Raw genomic sequence first — 19,358 nt, forward strand, 5'->3', positions numbered from 1 at the left:
TTGTATTTATAATAGTAATAGTGTTTGATAAACGTATGCCGTGTCTAACTTTAACGTGTATTTATATGATGCGCAAGGGTAAACGGCAGGCAATATTGGCTTTACTATGCGATATGAGGATACGGATGTTAAAATAAATGATAGAGCAATATCGTGTTAAGATAGATAGAATTGCAAGGAAGGGATGTTTGGGACGAATGAAGCTATTTCATACTGCGGACTGGCATTTGGGCAAGCTCGTTCAAGGCGTATATATGACAGAAGATCAGCGTTACGTGCTGATGCAGCTGCTGCAAGCGATAGAAATAGAACGGCCGGATGCGGTAATTATTGCTGGAGATCTCTATGATCGTGCTGTACCGCCTACGGAAGCGGTAGAACTGCTAGATGAGCTGCTCAGCCGTATCGTCATTGATTTGGGTACGCCAGTGCTTGCGATATCCGGAAATCACGACAGTCCAGATCGTATCAATTTTGGGACAAAAATGATGGAGAATCGCGGTTTATATCTGGCAGGACAGCTTCGCAAAACACTTCAGCCGATCATTCTGAACGATGAATTCGGTGAGGTTCACTTCCATCTCGTGCCGTACGCCGATCCGGCGCAAGTACGCTACGAGTTTGGCGACGAATCGATTAAGACGCATGACGATGCGATGCGGGCAGTTACAGCAACAATTGCTGCGTCTATGAAATCAGAAGCTCGACATGTGTTTGTCGGGCACGCTTTCGTTACGGCAACAGGAGAGCCAGAGCTTAATACGAGCGACTCTGAACGGCCATTGGCGGTTGGCGGGGCTGAACATGTGAGTGCAGCTTATTTTGAGCAATTCCATTATACAGCGCTCGGGCATTTGCATCAGGCCCATTTCGTTCGCAATCACAAAATAAGGTATGCGGGTTCCCCGCTAAAATATTCGATTTCTGAGGAAAACCATGCGAAGGGTTATTTCGTAATTGAGCTTAATGAATCTGGCGAAGTGGAGATCGAGAAGCGTGAGCTGCTGCCGCTTCGAAATATGCGCCGCATCGCTGCTCCAATTGAAGAAATAACGAAACATGAAATAAACGAGGATTATGTTTTTATCACCCTTTTGAATGATAATCCCGTGTTGTTTCCGATGGAAAAGGTGCGTGCGGTTTATCCGAATGCGCTTCATGTGGAGCGCAGGCCATTGTCATCCAGCAGTAATGCTGGTGATGGAAGCAGCTTGGATGTTAAAGGACGACGCGAAGCGGATCCAATCGAGCTGTTTGCAGCTTTCTATCAAGAGGTAAAGCAACAACCGCTCTCTGAAGCGAAAAAACAGTTGTTTGCGAATACTTATGCAGAGCTGCTGCGTGAGGAAGGAGGTATACTATGAGGCCGATCAAACTAACGATGACAGCGTTTGGCTCCTATCGGGACACAGAGGCTATTGATTTTAGCTTGCTGGAGCATCGGCGACTGTTCGTTATTTCAGGTAATACAGGCGCAGGGAAAACATCGATTTTTGATGCGATTTGTTTCGCTATTTATGGAACGGCAAGCGGTGAGGATAGAGCTGATCCTCGCATGCTGCGCAGTCATTTTGCAGCTGAGGAAACGCACACCGCGGTACATTTCGATTTTGCTATCGGTCGCAGAAGCTACTTGGTCATTAGACAGATGCCTCATCGCAAGGGCGGAAACAAAAGTGAAACAGGCGGTAAATGTGAGCTGTACGAGACGACTAGCGGGGAACCGGTCCCAGCGGTCGACCGCTTTATCGTGTCTGACGTAAATGCTAAGCTCGAGCAGATCATCGGTTTGACCAAGGAGCAATTTAGTCAGATTGTCATGCTTCCTCAAGGAGAATTTCGCAAGCTGCTAACTTCCGATACTGACAATAAGGAAGAGATTTTACGTCGAATTTTTCGAACGGAGTTATATGAGCGCTTGGAGAGTCGATTTCAGCAAAAAAATCGTGCACTGCAGGATCAACTGAAGGAAGCGAAGGCGACACTTAATGCTTATATGAAGCAAGTGCAGGAAGCACTGCCAGACCGAGCGGAAAGCCAGCTAGCGGAAACCTTCAAGCAGGAAGTGTATAGTGCGACGCAAGTGACCGACGCACTGGCGCTAGAGTACGAATTTTATAAGCAGCTTGCTGGAGAGGCTGAAGAGCAAAAGGGAGTATTAGCGGATAAGCTTGAAGCAGCGGAAGTGCAGCTGAGACTTGCCATGACGCTTAATAGCAAGTATGAGGAACATGCTAGGAAGCGGTCGCAGTTTGAGCAGCTGGATGGACAGAAGCCGGATTATGCGATGAAGGAGCAGCGGCTTGCGCTTGCAGAGAAAGCTGCACATTTGGCCCCTTATCAGGAGCATGCTGAACGAACCGTTGCTGATGCGAAGACGAAGCGGGACCAATTAGTTATAAGGCGAGCTGAACTGGAAACCGCTGAGCGTGACTATAATCTTGTTGTTGAACGATATGCAATAGAAGAGCAGCGCGGCGAGGAGCGACGTGAAGCGGAGCGTGAGCTGAACAGATTGCTAGAGATGGCTCCAATCGTAAGAACGCTCGCTAGTCAGCAGCAAGCGATCGACAAGCTGGTGCAAGCGGAGAAGGACTGCGCGAATAAGCTTGCGGCATCGGAAGCAGAGCTCATACAACTCAGGGAAGCGAAGCTTGCTGCAAATGCGCAAGTGAAAGAAACGGAGCTTGAAACGGCAGAGCTGACGGATAAACTGGACAAGCTGCGTCTTATTGAGCAGCAAGGGAAACAATTAAAGCGATTAGTTGACTTAGAGAAGGAAATGACGCGAATCGCTCTGCTAGAGAAAGAATTCGCTCAATCATTCAACAAAGCAAAAGACAACCATGATCAGCTTGAGGCTACATGGCTCGGAGGGCAAGCCTCACTGTTGGCTGCTCATTTGCAGGCGGGCATGCCTTGTCCTGTGTGTGGCAGCGAGGAGCATCCAGCAAAGTCGGTCATTCATGCAGAGATTCCTTCACGTGAACGACTACAAGAAGCGAAATTACATTTAGCAGCAGTGGAGCGGGAATGGCTTGAAGCGCGGGCGCAAGCAGCTGCAGCACGAGCAACACGCGAGGATGGTGCCAGAGAGCTAGCGGAATTCGGTTTGCAAGCCGTGATGCTGGAGGAGCAAAGAGCGCAGTTGCTGCAGCTTTGGCGCGGGCTCAAGGAAGAAACGGACAAGCTCCTGTTGAAAGTGAAGCAGCTCCCTGAGCTCAAACAGTTGATCGAACGTCAGGATCAGCAGCTCGAGAAGCATCGACTTATAAAGGAACAGCTGCAGCAGGAGCAGCAGCGCTTAATCGTTGAGAGAACATCACAGCAATCGGCGCTGCAGCAGGAACTGGTACGCATTCCAGAAGCACTGCGTACGCCAGAGAAGCTGACTGCAAAGCTTAATGAGCAGCAGATCGTTTATGACCGAATGTCAGCAGCTTGGAAGTCCGTTCAAGAGCTGCAGCAAAAAATGACCGCGAAGCTAGCGGAACAAAAAGCCTATGCCGTGCAATCAGAGCAACAGCAGCTGGAAACGGAAAAAAATATGCAGCTTGCTGAGCAGCGGCTGATGGATGAGCTTGTGAAGGCGGGTTTTGACACTGTTCAGCAATATCGAGCGGCAGCTTTGCCAGACGCTGGCAGAGAACAGCTGAGAAAGGAAATTGCTGAATATCAAGCTGCAGTAGCATCGCTTATGCAGCAGCTGGTGGAGCTCCAAGGAGAGCTTGCGGGCAAGCCTAAAGCCGATTTGGCACATCTTCAGGAACAGCTTGCTGCCTTGAAGCAGCAACAGGAGCAAATCATTGCCGCCGCTCAAACTGCACTGCGGACCGGTCAAGTTGTACAGCGGCTAGCTGCCTCGATTGGAAGAGCTAATGAGCATGTGGGCGAGCTTGAGGCTAAACTTGAAGAGGTTATGGATGTATTCCATATGCTGAAAGGGGATAATGCTCTCAAGGTATCGTTTGAGCGATATATTTTAATCGAGTTTTTGGAGCAAATTCTCTTTGCTGCTAATACGCGTTTGCATGATTTATCGAACGGGCAGTTTTCGTTGCAAAGAAGTGATCGCCTTGAAAATCGTGGAAAGCAAAGTGGTCTTGGTCTTGATGTCTATGATGCATATACGGGTCAAAATCGTGATGTGAAGACATTGTCCGGGGGTGAGAAATTTAACGCCTCATTATGTCTTGCACTAGGAATGACAGATGTTATTCAATCTCATATGGGTGGCGTGACGATTGAAATGATGTTCATTGATGAGGGCTTTGGTTCGCTTGATGAGGAATCGTTGCAGAAAGCAATTACAGCGCTCGTTGATTTGCAGAAATCAGGAAGGATGATTGGCGTTATATCTCATGTTCAGGAGCTTAAGGATGCATTCCCGGCTTGCCTTGAGGTTAATAAGACGAAGGAAGGGTTTAGTCGGACGAAATTATCAGTGAGATAAGAGGTATGAAAAAGAAAAGCCTGCTTCAAGCGCTCCACTGAGGCTGAGGCAGACTTTCTTTACAAGGCGGATATTAATTATGCAACGGATGATGCTATAGCTGCAGAACCAGCGAAAAATAAGCCGATACCGCCTACAAATACAAGAATGTTCAGTACAATACCAATAACGCCAAATGTTTTACGGCGTTTGCTGGAGACGGCACCGATAATTGCTAATACAAGACCTGCAAGTGAGAGCAATCCTGCTCCGAAGATGCAAACGATGGCTAGCATCATAGAAACTAGAACCTCTTGACCAAGCGCTTCGATAGAAGCTTGAAAAGCTGCGGTATCAGAAGGATCTGCTATAGTAATGTCGGTATTTGCGATCTGATCAGCGAATGTGGAGCCCGAGACGAAAGCAATAATAAGTAATACGACTGCAAGCAAACCAATGATGAAGGATGTAATGCCAATTCCTGAATGTTTCTTAGGACCTTCATTGATAGGTTGTTCGTTTGAGAAAACAGGTCTTGATGCATAAGGCTCGTTGCTGGAAGGTTGTTTTTCATTGTTATTGGTTTCATTTTCCATTTATATCAGCTCCTTTACTAATTACGGTAAAATTATACACAAATACGAGAGGAATGAAAACAAATGTTTCCAAAATATTTTGCAATAGGTGCTATAAACGCTGCATTAGCCATTGCTTTAGGTGCTTTCGGAGCACATGGATTAGAAAAACAACTGACTGATCATTATTTAGAGGTTTTCGAAACAGGAGTTAGATATCATATGTATAGCGCTCTCGGTTTAATGCTTATTTCCTTGTTCGCTAAACAAATCGGTGCGAGCAAACTTGTTTTAAATGGAGGCCGGCTAATTTTAACAGGTACGATTCTATTTAGCGGAAGTTTGTATGTATTAGCGCTTACGAGCTTCAGTAAGCTTGGCATCATTACACCTTTTGGCGGTGTTGCTATTATTGCTGGTTGGATATGTATTATTACTGCAGCATTTAAGAAAGAAAGTAATTAGTTTAGAAATAAATATAGATTTGACGACATATTTTTTTGTATTATAACAATAAAACAAGTTGCTTTAGTAAATATTTCTATACCGGAGCGCATACATCGTTTATAATAAAGCGAACACTGACTTGACTCGAAATAGAGGAAGGACGTTTGTGCGTGACGAAACGGATAGATGGTTTTCCTGAAAGAAAGCGACAACTCCTCAAGCAATCATTGGATGGATCGTTGGTTATTAGCTGTTTGTTAATAGCACTCGGGTTGGTCTGGATTATCGTATCATTTATATTAATATCTAACACGATGTACAAATGGACAGCTTTGGCCATCGCTTCATCGTTAATCGTAACCGCAGTAATTGTTTATATAAAACGAAATAAGTCATTTAGTTTCCAGAATTATCATACGGCAATTGTAGAGACCTTGCTTCGTTCAGAGGCTGTTCCACTTGCGATATTGGATAAAACCGGTATTGTCATAGAGTTGAACGAAGCTTCCGGCCGGACGCTTGGTTATGATCGGAACGAGCTTTTAGGAGAATCTATTTTACGATTAGTCGAGCCAGGCAGTCGGCAATTGCTGCAAGAAACATTCGAGCATGCTCTACACGGTGAAACGAAACAGATCAATATTAACATTACGCATGGTTCCGGCTTTCCGCTAGAGCTTCAAGTTGTTTGCTCTCCTATGATCCAAGAAGAGGAAGTTATCGGAACGGTATTAATAAGTCAGGATTTAAGTGATCGCAAACGCAATGTTGAACGGATTCGCTACATGGCATATCACGATGATATGACTGGGCTACCGAATCGCACTTTGTTTCAAATGAAACTGACGGAGACGTTGACAAGGGCGAAGGAAGAAAACCGTATCGTTGGTATCTGTTATTTGGATCTAGATCGTTTTAAGCTGGTTAACGCATCCTTTGGACGCGAATTTGGTGATATTCTTCTCATGCAGGTTGCAGAGAGACTGAACCGAGATCTTGCCGATAACGACTTTGCAGCTCGTATGGAAGGCGATGAATTTGCTTTATTATTTTGCAATTTACAGTCGGAGGAGCATTTGCTTGAGCTGTGTAGGAATCTCGTCAAGTCGATTGAAGAGCCCTATGAGCTAAGCGGCTTCCCGTTACATATTACAGCGAGCATTGGTTTAGTTACAAACAAGAGCGAGGATGACGATAGTTATTCTCTGATCAAGAAAGCAGATATGGCGCTCGTCAAAGTAAAAGAAAGCGGAAAAAATGATTGCCTGCTTTATTCGGAGAGCTGGAGCAATTCATCGCTCGAGCGGCTTACGCTGCAGCATGAGATGTACCGAGCGATTCAGCGTGAGGAATTTATTTTACATTATCAGCCGCAATATGATTTGAGCTCAGGTACGATGGTTGGTGTGGAGGCGCTTGTGCGATGGAATCATCCAATTAAAGGCATGATACCGCCAGGAAGCTTCATCCCTTTGGCTGAGGAGAGCGGTATGATTGTCCAAATTGGTGATTGGGTGCTGGAAGAGGCATGCCGTCAAAACAAAGCATGGCAAGATGCAGGGTTGCCCTTAATGCCGGTATCCGTCAATTTGTCGATTAGACAATTCGTCCAAACTGATCTGGCAAGCAAGGTAGATGCCGTACTCAAGAAAACGGGTCTTGATCCCAAATTCTTGGATCTGGAAATTACGGAGTCGATGACGATGGATGTTAGCCATGTGTCTCGATGCTTGCTCGATTTAACGGAACTAGGCGTCAATATTAGCGTCGATGATTTTGGCACTGGTTATAGTTCGTTTCATTATTTAAAAAATTTCCCGATCGATCGGTTAAAAATTGACCGTTCCTTCGTACGTGATATCCAACAGGACCCAAGCGATGCAGAAATCGTTGCAGCTATTATCGCAATGGCCCATAACCTTAATATTCAAGTTATTGCAGAAGGCGTGGAGACGGAAGGGCAAATGGAGTTTCTTCGTAAGCATAAATGCGATGAAATGCAGGGTTTCTTCTGGAGTCCTCCGGTGACTAGCGACAACATTGAACAGATGTTATCTCCGGGCTATGCATAAAAAACCGTTCTATGACTGATAAAAGTCATTGGAACGGTTTTTTTTACTTTTAAGCGTGGATTAGTAGGAGAAGTCTTCAATTTCATTCATTCGAAACGTATATACTTGTTTCTCGTCAACATGGTAAACGGTAATAATATTCTCGGCCTCATTCATATTAATGATACGGCAAGGAATACTGAGCTTAATACCTAAACCTTTATTTACGATTAAACGAACTAAGGTATTGTTTTTCATAATCGCTCTTATTTTGTCGAAATAACTTAAAGCTTCTAGATCATCTGCATCAGGTTTGTCAGGTTGTATTGCATTAGCATTTTTAGTTAGATTAGACGGCAAAGGAATTTCTTGAGGTGAACTTGTATTGTTCTTGCGATGATCGATTTGCTCTCCAAGTTGGATACCGGACAATATACGGAAATCAACAAAGTCAGAACCATTTAGCGAGTGAAGCAATTGCTCAAGCGCTGCAGCGTTGTTTTTCCCTTCAACAAGCACCTCAATATTAAAAATAAAGGATGCTCGGTCTTGGGAAGAGCTGTGTTTTTCCATAGGACCTCCGGACGATGTGATATAGCACTAATATACCACTAAATCGATTTTTCATGTAGTAGTAAACAAGGATAAAACGAGTGAGCCTGTCGAGAGAAGTTAGAGGCAAGCATTTTTTTAGAAGAATATAGGAGTATAAATAAGCAAACATTCAACACTGTAAACCGATTTTTGCATATACTGATGTTGCAGTGTATTGCCTCTTACATTATGTAAAAGAAGGGGGTGGATCCTATATGATGCGGATGGTTCCTTTCACACTGGAGAATGGAGAAACCGTACTTGGTGTTGAAGTGAAGCTGCCCAAAACAACATTGCTCGCCATCATGACGGACAAAGGATATATTATGTGCGGTGCGTTAGATGTTGCTCTGCTTAACGAGCGTCTCAAAGACCGGGAAATTATAGCTGGCAGGGCTGTCGGTGTAAAAACGTTGGAAGAGTTGATGGAAGCCCCTTTGGAGTCCGTTACTTTAACAGCAGAGACAAAGGGTGTTGTCGTAGGCATGAAGGGTTCGGACGCGCTCCAATTGATGCTTTGAAAAAAGCAAATAAAGAGCCCTAATCGAACGGAACGCGTTTAAACCGCGAACAACCGATTAGGGCTTTATTATCTAGTGATTATTCGAATAGCTTGCGCAGGTTAACATCGTAAGGTGCTTGGACGATGCCTTTTTCCGTAATAATTGCTGTTACATATTCATTTGGTGTTACGTCAAACGCCGGATTGTACACTTTGATGCCTTGAGGAGCTGTACGCTTACCGAAGCCTTCTGTAATTTCTTCCGCATTACGCTCTTCAATTGGAATTTCAGAGCCTGTTGGCGTATTCAAATCAATCGTCGAAAGTGGACTTGCTACATAAAAAGGAATGCCATGAGCTTTGGCTAGTACTGCAACGCTATAAGTTCCGATTTTGTTAGCAACATCGCCATTTGCGGCAACGCGGTCAGTACCTACGATTACAGCATCAACCCAGCCTTTAGCCATAATCATACCTGCCATGTTGTCACAAATGAGCGTGACATCAACGCCTGCCTGCTGCAGTTCGAATGCAGTTAAGCGAGCGCCTTGAAGAACAGGACGCGTCTCATCAGCATATACACGCAGTGTAATACCACGTTCTAGTGCTAAGTAGAAAGGCGCAAGCGCTGTGCCGTATTTGGCTGTAGCTAAGCCGCCAGCATTGCAGTGCGTCAGCACGCCCATATCATCCTTGAACAATGACAATGCATGTTCACCAATCATTCTGTTCGTTTCTTCATCTTCGCTTTGAATCGCGATTGCTTCCGTTAGCAATGCAGCTTTGCTTGCTTCAAGCGACAAGCCTTGTTCGATGAAAGAAGCGGCTGCGGCTTTCATACGATCAAGAGCCCAGAACAGGTTAACTGCAGTTGGTCTTGAAGTAGCGAGATATTCCGCTTGTTTGACGACTTGTGCGAGCCATGCTTCAGTGGTTTGCTCGTCACGACTGCCTAGAACTACCCCATAGGCAGCGGAAATACCGATTGCTGGTGCTCCGCGTACTTTTAAGTGTCGAATCGCTTCCCATACATCCTCTGCCGTCGTTAAAGGCAAATAAACGATTTCTTCAGGTAAAAGCCGTTGGTCAAGTAGATCAAGCCTGTCTTCGGTCCAGATAACCGATTGCAAGCCAGCATAATTTGTTGTCATGATGTCATTTCCTCTCTGTGTTCAATCATTTATTTGCAAGTGATAGTGCAACGTCGATAACTTCCTCGATGGATTGCGTATTGCGGTTATTGCGAATGAGCGATGTTCCAATAGCAAGAGCTAGACGTTGAGCTTTTTCTTTAGTCGCTGCGTCCGGTATACGATCGATATCGACTACATGAGACAAGCCGACGATACGACGCACGATTTTGCAGCCTGCAAAACCTACTGCGTCCTGCAGCAAACGATTCATATAATAGTCCTGATATCCGGGTGTTGAAGAAGCAATGCGATCCGAACCATGCTCATTCCACAGCGCACGGAATTTTTGGTCAAACAAATTCCAAACATCGCGAACCGAATCGGTTAAATAACGGCGGAAGTCACTTCTTTGGTCTGAATCCAGGCTCCAATGCTCTTGCCCTGCAAAGTTGAGAAGCAGATTCGCGATAACAGCACCGATATCGAAGCCAATTGGCCCGTAATATGCGAATTCAGGATCGATGACCTTTGTAGAATCAGGCGTTACGAATACACTGCCCGTATGAAGATCTCCATGTAACAGAGCTTGTGCATTTGTCAAAAACTTGTCACGAAGTATAGCCACTTCGAGGTGAAGCTCGGAATCCTGCCAGAGCGCTTCAGCAGCATCCTGAATGGCTGGATCGAAGCTGTTGTTAGGCGAATTGGTATAAGGATCGTCGAATATAAGATCCTCTGTGATTTTGCATAGTTCCGGATTAATAAAAGCTTTTACGCGTTGCTTCTTTTCCTGTTGGTTCATTCCGAGATCAGAGGTGAAAAATAAGGTTCGCGCAATAAATGTGGAAATATCGTCCGCGAATTTAGGATAGCGAATTCCGCCAATCAACCCTTGCCGCATGATAATATGATCGCTGAGATCTTCCATAATGGTGAGATAAAGCTCAGGGTCATACTTATAAACGTTTGGAACAAGTCCGGGAGCAAGTTCGCCCTCCAAAATAAGTTTATCGCTCTCGATGCGGGCGCGATCAAGAGTAAGCGGCCAAGACTCACCTACAACTTTAGCATAAGGAAGTGCCTGTTTCATAATTAAGCTCTTGCCACTTCCAGAGTCAATGATGTGAAATACCAAGTTTAAATTGCCGTCTCCAATTTCTCGGCTTGTTAGACTTGCACCCTCTGGGAAAAAACCGTCAAGCGATAGAGCTATTTGAATGGCTTCTTGTTCTGATAATGGATGATATGCAGACACGGCTGTCCACCTCCGGTTTATAGTAGTTGGGCAGCAATGCCCAGTATTCATCTCAACATAGTATAATGTATATTATTTCGCCTTGGAATACCCTCATTTGATATAATGTTATCAATTATAGACAAGTTGGATGGAGGAAGTATAGTGACTGCAAAAAAAGAACAACAGTCGATCGCTTTGAAAGAGTGGGCTGTCAGTGTAAAAGCGCTCGCAGAGGGGCAGCAAATTATAGTCATGCGCAAAGGCGGTATTATTGAGGAAACCCGTGATTTTCAGCTTATTAGCCCAAGCTTCTATTTAATGCCCGCTTACGAGCACCAGAAAAAACATCTCTTAAAAGAACAATTCATAGACGGCTTGGATGAAACGTTAGCTGATTGGTCGTTGGACATGGAAACGATCAAGCTGGAAACCTATGCCGAGGTCGTAGAAGATATTGAAGTAACAGATCAGGAGACACTCAATCGTTTGCGCGATTTGCATATATGGACAGATACATTTGCAGAGGAAAGATTGCGCTGGAAAAAAACAAAACCACTGCATGTTTTGGTGCTTCGAGTATACCGACTAGAGGCGCCTTTCGAAATATCGATGCGTCCTGCTTATAATGGATGCAAATCTTGGGTAAGAATGGAAGATGAAATACCTTCTCTCAAGATGATACCTGTACTGGATGAAGATGAATTTGATTTAGAAGTTCAAAAAATCAAAAACGCATTGGCATAAAAGATTTATTTTTAAAAAAAGGATCATGTGCTGAAATGCGCCTGGTTGTCGATTTAAGGTGAAATAGGAGAATTATAAGCGAAAATGAAGTGATAACTTATCGTTTTATATCTACAACAAAAGGACATTATCAACGATACAAGGACATCCTTCATTGATTTATAACAAAAACTATATTAAAATGATTATTGAGAATCATTGAGAATCACTCTATAATAGAAAGTCTATTGTTTATAGAAGTGACTGAGCGAATTAAACCAACCTTGGAGGGATCAGCATATTATGGCAACGCATTTTGTCATCGAAGGCCTGAAAGCGGCTATCGAAGGAAAAGAGATTTTGAAAGGTATCAACCTAGAAATTAAAGGTGGAGAAATTCACGCGATCATGGGCCCAAACGGTACCGGTAAATCCACACTGGCATCTGCTTTGATGGGACATCCTAAATATGAAGTAACAGAAGGTACAGCAGTACTAGACGGCGCTGACATTCTTGAAATGGGCGTTGACGAGCGCGCGCTTGCTGGATTATTTCTTGCAATGCAATATCCGAGTGAAATTCCAGGCGTAACGAACTCTGACTTTCTACGCAGTGCACTCAATGCACGTCTTGGCGAAGGCAATGAGATCTCGTTGATTAAATTCATTCGCAAAATGGAAAGCAAAATGAAAGAACTTGAAATGAATGCTGAATTCGCTCACCGTTACCTTAACGAAGGTTTCTCTGGCGGCGAGAAAAAACGTAACGAAATTTTGCAAATGATGCTTCTTGATCCAAAAATCGTCGTTCTTGATGAAATCGATTCGGGTCTTGACATCGATGCTCTTCGTATCGTATCGCAAGGCGTAAACGCTATGCGTTCGGAAGATCGCGGTTTCCTTATCATTACTCACTATCAGCGTTTGCTTAACTATATTACTCCAGACTACGTACATGTTATGATGCAAGGCCGCATCGTTAAATCGGGTGGTCCTGAGCTTGCAGAGCGTCTGGAAAACGAAGGTTATGATTGGGTAAAAGAAGAACTTGGCATCGAAGATGAAACGGTCGGCCAGGCTTAAGCAGAGAAGGGGGCAAAACGGATGAGTACACAACTATCAACGCAGGCCAACCGTCAAGCTGCTGAAGCACTGGCACGCAGTAAAGGCGAGCCTAACTGGCTTGTTGAACTGCGCGGAGAAGCGGCAGATCTTGCCGGAACACTCGGATGGCCAAAGCCTGAGAAGGTTCGTATTGAACGGTGGAATTTGACGGCAGTAGGCAACTACGAGCAACCGTCAGCAGTAGGGGCAATTAGCGAACTTCCTCAAGCTGTTCGTGAATTGGTAACAGAAGGAACTGAAAATTTGCTTGTACAACGCAATTCCGGCATCGTATGGAATCAGTTTTCAAGCGAATTAGCTAGCAAAGGCGTTATTTTCACAGATTTGGAGACCGCGTGCAAAGAGCATGGCGAGCTCGTTCAGAAATATTTGTTCCAAGCAGTAGCGAAAGACGAAGATAAGCTTACAGCTCTTCATGCAACACTTTGGAACGGCGGCGTATTCATCTATGTTCCTAAAAATGTTGAAGTCGAGCTGCCGCTGCAAGCGATTTTCTACAACGACAATGCTGAAGCTACGTTTGCTCCGCATATCCTTATCGTTGCGGACAATAACAGCCGCGTGACATATGTGGATTGTGTTGTATCCGAACCGGGAGCAAGCAGTGCTCCTTTCGTACATCCTTCTGTTGTTGAAGTGTTCGTGAAGCCAGGTGCTCACGTTCGTTTCAGCTCCATCCATCATATGGGCGAGACTGGTGTTGATATGTCGCTTCGTCGTTCAGTTATTGAAAATGACGGTCAAATGGAATGGATTATCGGTGATTTGAATGACGGCAATACGTTGTCTGACACTAAATCCATACTGAAGGGCACGGGTTCTACTTCTGATGCAAAAGTTATCAGCGTGGGCAAAAACGCTCAACAAAACAGCTTGACGACACAGGCCGTTCATTTCGGCAAAAGCTCCGACAGCAACATGGTAACACGCGCAGTAATGAAGGATTCCGCTTCAGCGATCATTAACGGAATTACAAAAATCGAGAAAGGTGCGACGAAAGCGAACGGTGTACAAACCGAGAAGGTGCTCATGCTGAGCCCTAAAGCGCGCGGCGACGCCAATCCGATTTTGCTTATAGATGAAGATGATGTAACAGCTGGCCACGCAGCAAGCGTGGGGCAAGTAAACCCAGAGCAGGTATATTACCTAATGTCACGCGGTATATCTAAGCAGGACGCTGAACGTCTAATTATTTACGGCTTTTTGGCACCGGTCGTATCGGAAATTCCAGTCGAGGCGGTACGCGGTCAGCTTCAGCGTTTACTCGAAAGGAAGCTAGAGGGATGAATATAAATGCGATTCGGGAGCAGTTCCCGATATTGCATCAAGAAATAAACGGGCACCCGCTCGTTTATCTGGACAGCGCGGCATCTTCGCAGAAGCCGCGCTCCGTCATTGATGCGGTTAATCGGTACTATGAGCTGGATAACGCGAACGTTCATCGCGGTGTGCATACACTTGGTTCCAGGGCGACTGATGCCTATGAGGGAGCGCGCGAGAAGGTAGCGAAGTTTCTAAATGCGGGAGCGCCGGAGCAAATTATTTTCACACGCGGTACAACGACAGCATTAAATTTGGTTGCTTCTAGCTATGCACGCGAGGTGTGCGGTGAAGGTGATGAAATTGTCATCACACCCATGGAGCATCACAGCAACTTAATTCCGTGGCAGCAGGTGGCTAAGGCCACTGGTGCAACTTTGAAATATATCCCGATGCAGCCAGATGGTACAATTTCTCTTGAGGACATTGAGAAGACGATCACTTCGCAAACGAAGGTAGTTTCCGTCACCTACGTCTCAAACGTGCTCGGACTTATTAATCCAATTAAGGAAATTACACAAATTGCTCATCGAAATGGTGCCATCATGGTTGTGGACGGTGCGCAAAGCACGCCGCATATGAAAATCGATCTCCAAGATTTGGATGTTGATTTTTATGCTTTTTCTGGTCATAAAATGTGTGGTCCTACCGGTATCGGCGCATTATATGGCAAGAAGGCGCTGCTTAACAAGATGGAACCGATTGAGTACGGCGGCGAGATGATTGATTTTGTTGATCTTTACGAGTCTACGTGGAAAGAGATTCCGTACCGCTTTGAAGGCGGCACGCCAATTATTGCGGGTGCAGTTGGACTAGGCGCAGCAATTGACTTTCTACAAGAAATTGGGCTTGAAGAAATCGATCAGCATGAGAGACGTTTAGCCACATATGCTTACGAGAAGCTATCTTCGCTGGAAGGCATCACGTTATACGGTCCGAAGCAAAATCGTGTAGGACTCGTAACCTTCAATTTGGAGGAAGTACATCCTCATGATGTTGCGACCGTGCTTGATTCCAAAGGCATTGCGATTCGTGCAGGCCATCACTGCTGCCAGCCGCTAATGCGTTGGCTGAACGTATCGGCAACGGCAAGAGCAAGCTTTTATTTATATAATACTGAAGATGAAATTGACCGCCTAGCCGATGCGTTACTACAAACAAAGGAGTTCTTCGGTCATGCAATTGGATGATTTATATCGTAGAGTCATTATGGATCATTATAAAAACCCTCGAAATCGCGGCACGATGAATGAAGAATCGGTTACGATCAACCTGAACAATCCTACCTGCGGCGATCGCATTTCGCTACAGCTCCAGATTGTAGACGGCAAAGTAACAGACGCTAAGTTCAGTGGTGAAGGCTGTTCAATCAGCATGAGCTCTGCATCGATGATGACAGAGGCGATAAAAGGAAAAACATTTGACGAGGCGCTTGCAATGGCTGAGAAATTCTCAGCCTTAATGAAGGGCGAACCAGTCGAATTTGATGAATATGAGGAATTGGATGCACTTTCGGGCGTAAACAAATTTCCTGCAAGAATCAAGTGCGCTACACTTGCGTGGAACGCCTTGCGCAAAGGAATCGAGCAGCAGCAAGAATCACATTAAACTAGATTTATGAGGAGCGTGAATGACCATGGCTAAATCAATGCCGGAAATGGAAGATTATAAGTATGGTTTCCGTGACGAGCACAAAGCCGTATTCGAATCAGGCAAAGGTTTAACAGAGGAAATCGTTCGCACGATTTCGGATATTAAAGGCGAGCCGGAGTGGATGCTGGATTTCCGCTTGAAATCACTTGAGCAATTTTTCAAAATGCCGATGCCTAAATGGGGCGGCAACATGGATGAGCTTGATTTTGACGACATCCAATATTATGTTCGTGCTTCCGATAAGCAAGGAAAAACATGGGAGGAAGTTCCTTCCGAAATTAAAGAAACGTTCGACAAGCTGGGTATTCCTGAAGCTGAGCAAAAGTTTCTTGCCGGCGTATCGGCTCAATATGAGTCCGAGGTCGTTTACCACAGCATGCAAGAGGATCTTGAGAAGCAAGGTGTTATCTTCACAGATACAGATACAGCGCTTCGTGAGTACCCTGAGCTTATGAAAGAATATTTCGGAACGATTATTCCTCCGAATGACAATAAATTTGCAGCTTTGAACAGTGCGGTATGGTCAGGCGGAAGCTTTATCTACGTGCCAAAAGGCGTTAAATGTGAAGTGCCTTTGCAAGCATACTTCCGTATTAACTCCGAGAACATGGGTCAATTCGAGCGTACGCTTATTATTGCCGATGAAGACAGCTCTGTTCACTACGTTGAAGGCTGTACGGCTCCCGTATACAGCACGAACTCTTTGCATAGTGCGGTAGTTGAAATTTTGGTTAAGAAAAATGCCCGCGTTCGTTACACAACGATTCAAAACTGGGCACCGAATATTTATAACCTTGTTACTAAACGTGCAGTAGCAGATGAGAATGCAACAATGGAGTGGGTAGACGGAAACATCGGCTCTAAGCTGACGATGAAGTACCCAGCAGTTGTTCTTCGCGGTCGCGGCGCAAAAGGCATGGTATTGTCCATTGCCGTTGCCGGCAAAGGTCAGCATCAGGACGCAGGGGCTAAAATGACTCACCTTGCACCAGACACTAGCTCGACGATCATCTCGAAGTCAATCAGTAAGCATGGCGGTAAAGTAACTTACCGTGGTCTTGCATCCTTCGGACGCAACTCCGACGGCGCTAAAGCGAATATCAAATGTGATACGCTCATTCTCGATAATGAATCAACGTCAGATACGATTCCTTACAACGAGATCATGAACGATAACATTACACTTGAGCATGAAGCAACGGTGTCGAAGGTTTCTGAAGATCAACTGTTCTACCTGATGAGCCGTGGTCTAAGCGAAGCGGAAGCAACGCAAATGATCGTAATGGGCTTCATCGAACCGTTCACGAAAGAGCTGCCGATGGAATATGCGGTAGAGATGAACCGTTTGATCAAGTTCGAGATGGAAGGTTCCATCGGTTAATAAAAACGTAGTCGTATCAAGGGCTAAACGGTTTCAAAATATCGTATGATACCGTTTTGATACCGTTTAGTCAAATACGCTCATTACTTCGTGCTTTCTTTCCGTGTATAAGTGACCGTAAGTGTTGGCAGTTTGCTGAATATCATCATGACGTAAGAGCTCTTTAACAAGGTAGATATCCACTCCCTTGTTGATGAGATATGAAGCATAGCTGTGACGAAGGTCATGAATACGCAATTCCGGAAACACCATTTTATAGCGCTTGTGAAAGTGCGAATAATGGTAGGGTGCTAATCCACCGAACACATATAACGAATCGTTGAATCCGTAGATTTTTTCTGCGGATTCTTTTTTTATTTCTCTAAGCATATCTGCAATAAAAGCGGGAAATGGAACATATCCCACGCTGCCGGCAGTTTTTGGAGTCGTTGGCGTTCGTGTCTTTTGATCTAATGTTTTATTAACAAATAACTGCTGCTTTTGCAGGTCTATATCAGCCCATGTTAGAGCGAAAGCTTCTCCTACTCGAAGCCCTGTGTAAAGTAACAATCTAGTTAGTTCCTGATATTTATTGCTGGTTAAGCTCATAACACTCTGTTCAAATTCTTCCCGTATAATAAAGTTTATCTTTGGTTTCACTCTTTGAATCGCACCAGCAGCTAATGTAGGATCAATCTTAAGGCCAAAGAATTTTATAGCGTGGTTTACTAGTATTTTGAAATTGCTGTACACGGTCCTGGCGCTATTAAGAGAAACAAAGTTATTCTCCAGATGCGTCTTAAAATCCATGGCATGTTGGATATTGGCATCCTTTACTTTCATATGACCGAATCGCGGATTGATATGCAAATTATACTCGTTTCGGCGCCTACGAATTGTTTTGTCCTTGAGTTTTGTATGTTTAATGTTATGTTCAAATATTTCGTCAAAGGTAACATCCTCCGCATATAAGTCTTTAATACTGGATAGAAAATCAGCCTCGGCAATTATTGCCTCGCTCCTCTTGGCGAATCCTCTTCTCATTGCTTGTTTATATCTTCCATAGAGATCCTTATAACGAACTTTGAAATACCAAGTTTTGCGTTCTTCGTCCTTATAGACTGGCATATTCGATATTTCCCTTCATCTTCATAAATTATCTTTTAACGAATACTGCAATGTTTCTTCAATGTCGCTGAGTTGAAGCACTAAACGTTGTATGCTTGTCGGATCGTAAAATGATGGTTTTTCATCAAATGTTTTAAAGCTGAATCCCATACGATAGGTAGTGATATTCCAATTAATTGATCATTATCAATATGTCTTGTATATGCCGTACTCGGGACAGTGACGGCGGCACATTCTGGATCAATATCTTCAAAGGTTGTTCGTTCAAATGGAACTTTAATATTAATAAATAACGTCATTCCCCAATCAAAATATGGGCTATCAATGATCATCCATATTGGTATCAAAAGGTTATCCTCGCCTGAATCTTCATAAATTACTTTGACGTTTAACACTATAGTTCAACTTCCTCTCAGCAACTTGATTACTTAATCTATCTAAAATTTTCATTGTTTCATCAGAATAGTTGCAGATGCTTGGTTTATTAGTTTGTTTGATTCGAATACTGCGATCACGTCGTTCTTGCTCAATCCTTGCAATTACCTGCTGCAACCTACTTTCAACAAAGTCGACTGGGTAATGAAAGGCTTCGGCAATCGAATGGATGTAATCTTGCCAGTGTCTTTCGGGCTGTATTTCAGATAGTAGGTAGATAGGCATTGAAGCAACCAATTGAAACTGTGATGCTTGAGCTTCTTGAAGCTCTTGGAACATTATTGGCATGTTACCTTGAATTCCTGTGTGTCTTAATGGATGACATAACTCATGGAAAAACTCCATCCTCTGTTCTTCATCAGACATTTTATTATTAATAAAAATGAGTGAGTAGCCGCCTTCTTCCCATTCGGCAAAGCAAGGGCCACTATAAAAATTCACAGCGATATTGAATATCTCCGAAACAGATTTAATAGTTAAGTCTGATGGTGAAAAAATACCATGATACTTGTATAGATTTGTTAACCATATTTCAATATCAGTTGACCTATAAAGATGAAAATCCAAGGTGCGCATGTATGACTTCTCTAATCAGGAACGTATGTTCGTATTTATGGGTAAAAAATATAGCCTAAGAAAAGGC

Annotated in this window: 18 protein-coding genes; 11 read left to right on the forward strand and 7 right to left on the reverse strand. The window is 44.2% G+C overall.

Translation table 11 applies throughout. The features are described 5' to 3' along the window. The first annotated feature begins 197 nt into the window (after positions 1 to 197). Positions 198 to 1,364: an exonuclease SbcCD subunit D gene (locus tag AC787_RS04365; RefSeq protein WP_054023655.1), complete on the forward strand. Its 1,167-nt coding sequence runs from the start codon at positions 198 to 200 to the stop codon at positions 1,362 to 1,364. Then, positions 1,361 to 4,453, forward strand: a complete 3,093-nt coding sequence (locus AC787_RS04370) for an AAA family ATPase (RefSeq protein WP_054023656.1) — start codon at positions 1,361 to 1,363, stop codon at positions 4,451 to 4,453. The genes AC787_RS04365 and AC787_RS04370 overlap by 4 nt, the downstream gene beginning before the upstream one ends. 77 nt (positions 4,454 to 4,530) lie before the next feature. On the opposite strand, the gene AC787_RS04375 is transcribed toward AC787_RS04370, so the two are convergent. Continuing rightward, complete coding sequence (locus AC787_RS04375; protein ID WP_054023657.1) at positions 4,531 to 5,028, reverse strand: hypothetical protein; 498 nt, start codon at positions 5,026 to 5,028, stop codon at positions 4,531 to 4,533. Between the two features lie 63 nt (positions 5,029 to 5,091). On the opposite strand from AC787_RS04375, the gene AC787_RS04380 reads away from it, so the two are divergent. After that, complete coding sequence (locus AC787_RS04380) at positions 5,092 to 5,472, forward strand: DUF423 domain-containing protein (protein WP_054023658.1); 381 nt, start codon at positions 5,092 to 5,094, stop codon at positions 5,470 to 5,472. A 152-nt stretch (positions 5,473 to 5,624) separates the two neighbouring features. After that, complete coding sequence (locus AC787_RS04385) at positions 5,625 to 7,526, forward strand: putative bifunctional diguanylate cyclase/phosphodiesterase (protein ID WP_054023659.1); 1,902 nt, start codon at positions 5,625 to 5,627, stop codon at positions 7,524 to 7,526. 60 nt (positions 7,527 to 7,586) lie between these two features. Here the strand turns inward: AC787_RS04385 and AC787_RS04390 are convergent, their stop codons facing one another. Continuing rightward, complete coding sequence (locus AC787_RS04390) at positions 7,587 to 8,078, reverse strand: hypothetical protein (RefSeq protein WP_054023660.1); 492 nt, start codon at positions 8,076 to 8,078, stop codon at positions 7,587 to 7,589. Between the two features lie 236 nt (positions 8,079 to 8,314). Here AC787_RS04390 and AC787_RS04395 point away from each other — a divergent pair, with 236 nt between their 5' ends. Continuing rightward, positions 8,315 to 8,620, forward strand: a complete 306-nt coding sequence (locus AC787_RS04395; protein ID WP_054023661.1) for a YunC family protein — start codon at positions 8,315 to 8,317, stop codon at positions 8,618 to 8,620. 79 nt (positions 8,621 to 8,699) lie between these two features. Here AC787_RS04395 and mtnA read toward each other — a convergent pair whose 3' ends face one another. Both mtnA and mtnK read right to left on the reverse strand, forming a co-directional pair. After that, positions 8,700 to 9,752 (reverse strand): S-methyl-5-thioribose-1-phosphate isomerase, encoded by a 1,053-nt coding sequence (mtnA, locus tag AC787_RS04400; RefSeq protein WP_054023662.1) that lies wholly within the window; start codon positions 9,750 to 9,752, stop codon positions 8,700 to 8,702. A 25-nt stretch (positions 9,753 to 9,777) separates the two neighbouring features. Continuing rightward, complete coding sequence (gene mtnK, locus AC787_RS04405; protein ID WP_054023663.1) at positions 9,778 to 10,989, reverse strand: S-methyl-5-thioribose kinase; 1,212 nt, start codon at positions 10,987 to 10,989, stop codon at positions 9,778 to 9,780. 144 nt (positions 10,990 to 11,133) lie between these two features. On the opposite strand from mtnK, the gene AC787_RS04410 reads away from it, so the two are divergent. From AC787_RS04410 to sufB, 6 genes are all read left to right on the forward strand, one after another. After that, positions 11,134 to 11,715: a DUF1802 family protein gene (locus tag AC787_RS04410; protein ID WP_054023664.1), complete on the forward strand. Its 582-nt coding sequence runs from the start codon at positions 11,134 to 11,136 to the stop codon at positions 11,713 to 11,715. A gap of 282 nt (positions 11,716 to 11,997) precedes the next feature. Next, positions 11,998 to 12,777 (forward strand): Fe-S cluster assembly ATPase SufC, encoded by a 780-nt coding sequence (gene sufC / locus AC787_RS04415; RefSeq protein ID WP_054023665.1) that lies wholly within the window; start codon positions 11,998 to 12,000, stop codon positions 12,775 to 12,777. A 21-nt stretch (positions 12,778 to 12,798) separates the two neighbouring features. Further along, positions 12,799 to 14,106 carry a Fe-S cluster assembly protein SufD gene (sufD, locus tag AC787_RS04420; RefSeq protein WP_054023666.1) on the forward strand — a complete coding sequence of 436 codons (1,308 nt, stop codon included), beginning with the start codon at positions 12,799 to 12,801 and terminating at the stop codon, positions 14,104 to 14,106. Continuing rightward, complete coding sequence (locus AC787_RS04425) at positions 14,103 to 15,329, forward strand: cysteine desulfurase (RefSeq protein ID WP_054023667.1); 1,227 nt, start codon at positions 14,103 to 14,105, stop codon at positions 15,327 to 15,329. Before sufD ends, AC787_RS04425 begins: the two co-directional genes overlap by 4 nt. Then, positions 15,316 to 15,747 carry a Fe-S cluster assembly sulfur transfer protein SufU gene (gene sufU / locus AC787_RS04430; protein ID WP_054023668.1) on the forward strand — a complete coding sequence of 144 codons (432 nt, stop codon included), beginning with the start codon at positions 15,316 to 15,318 and terminating at the stop codon, positions 15,745 to 15,747. The genes AC787_RS04425 and sufU overlap by 14 nt, the downstream gene beginning before the upstream one ends. A 28-nt stretch (positions 15,748 to 15,775) precedes the next feature. Next, positions 15,776 to 17,173 carry a Fe-S cluster assembly protein SufB gene (gene sufB / locus AC787_RS04435; RefSeq protein WP_054023669.1) on the forward strand — a complete coding sequence of 466 codons (1,398 nt, stop codon included), beginning with the start codon at positions 15,776 to 15,778 and terminating at the stop codon, positions 17,171 to 17,173. A gap of 66 nt (positions 17,174 to 17,239) precedes the next feature. Here the strand turns inward: sufB and AC787_RS04440 are convergent, their stop codons facing one another. From AC787_RS04440 to AC787_RS04450, 3 genes are all read right to left on the reverse strand, one after another. Further along, positions 17,240 to 18,280: a tyrosine-type recombinase/integrase gene (locus AC787_RS04440; protein WP_054023670.1), complete on the reverse strand. Its 1,041-nt coding sequence runs from the start codon at positions 18,278 to 18,280 to the stop codon at positions 17,240 to 17,242. Between the two features lie 80 nt (positions 18,281 to 18,360). Beyond that, positions 18,361 to 18,675, reverse strand: coding sequence for a hypothetical protein (locus AC787_RS04445; protein WP_054023671.1), 315 nt, complete (start codon positions 18,673 to 18,675; stop codon positions 18,361 to 18,363). Continuing rightward, positions 18,650 to 19,291 (reverse strand): ImmA/IrrE family metallo-endopeptidase, encoded by a 642-nt coding sequence (locus tag AC787_RS04450; RefSeq protein WP_054023672.1) that lies wholly within the window; start codon positions 19,289 to 19,291, stop codon positions 18,650 to 18,652. Before AC787_RS04450 ends, AC787_RS04445 begins: the two co-directional genes overlap by 26 nt. Between the last annotated feature and the right edge of the window lie 67 nt (positions 19,292 to 19,358).

Origin of the sequence: Bacillus sp. FJAT-28004 (assembly GCF_001280845.1) — a bacterium.
Classification (GTDB): Bacteria; Bacillota; Bacilli; order Paenibacillales; family Paenibacillaceae; genus Pristimantibacillus.

What these genes read in the sequence shown, in the direction of transcription:
- AC787_RS04365 (WP_054023655.1), top strand. Translation starts at nt 198, where the DNA reads ATGAAGCTATTTCATACTGCGGACTGGCATTTGGGCAAGCTCGTTCAA.
- AC787_RS04370 (WP_054023656.1), top strand. Translation starts at nt 1,361, where the DNA reads ATGAGGCCGATCAAACTAACGATGACAGCGTTTGGCTCCTATCGGGAC.
- AC787_RS04375 (WP_054023657.1), bottom strand. Translation starts at nt 5,028, where the DNA reads ATGGAAAATGAAACCAATAACAATGAAAAACAACCTTCCAGCAACGAG.
- AC787_RS04380 (WP_054023658.1), top strand. Translation starts at nt 5,092, where the DNA reads ATGTTTCCAAAATATTTTGCAATAGGTGCTATAAACGCTGCATTAGCC.
- AC787_RS04390 (WP_054023660.1), bottom strand. Translation starts at nt 8,078, where the DNA reads ATGGAAAAACACAGCTCTTCCCAAGACCGAGCATCCTTTATTTTTAAT.
- AC787_RS04395 (WP_054023661.1), top strand. Translation starts at nt 8,315, where the DNA reads ATGATGCGGATGGTTCCTTTCACACTGGAGAATGGAGAAACCGTACTT.
- mtnA (WP_054023662.1), bottom strand. Translation starts at nt 9,752, where the DNA reads ATGACAACAAATTATGCTGGCTTGCAATCGGTTATCTGGACCGAAGAC.
- sufC (WP_054023665.1), top strand. Translation starts at nt 11,998, where the DNA reads ATGGCAACGCATTTTGTCATCGAAGGCCTGAAAGCGGCTATCGAAGGA.
- sufD (WP_054023666.1), top strand. Translation starts at nt 12,799, where the DNA reads ATGAGTACACAACTATCAACGCAGGCCAACCGTCAAGCTGCTGAAGCA.
- AC787_RS04425 (WP_054023667.1), top strand. Translation starts at nt 14,103, where the DNA reads ATGAATATAAATGCGATTCGGGAGCAGTTCCCGATATTGCATCAAGAA.
- sufU (WP_054023668.1), top strand. Translation starts at nt 15,316, where the DNA reads ATGCAATTGGATGATTTATATCGTAGAGTCATTATGGATCATTATAAA.
- sufB (WP_054023669.1), top strand. Translation starts at nt 15,776, where the DNA reads ATGGCTAAATCAATGCCGGAAATGGAAGATTATAAGTATGGTTTCCGT.
- AC787_RS04440 (WP_054023670.1), bottom strand. Translation starts at nt 18,280, where the DNA reads ATGCCAGTCTATAAGGACGAAGAACGCAAAACTTGGTATTTCAAAGTT.
- AC787_RS04450 (WP_054023672.1), bottom strand. Translation starts at nt 19,291, where the DNA reads ATGCGCACCTTGGATTTTCATCTTTATAGGTCAACTGATATTGAAATA.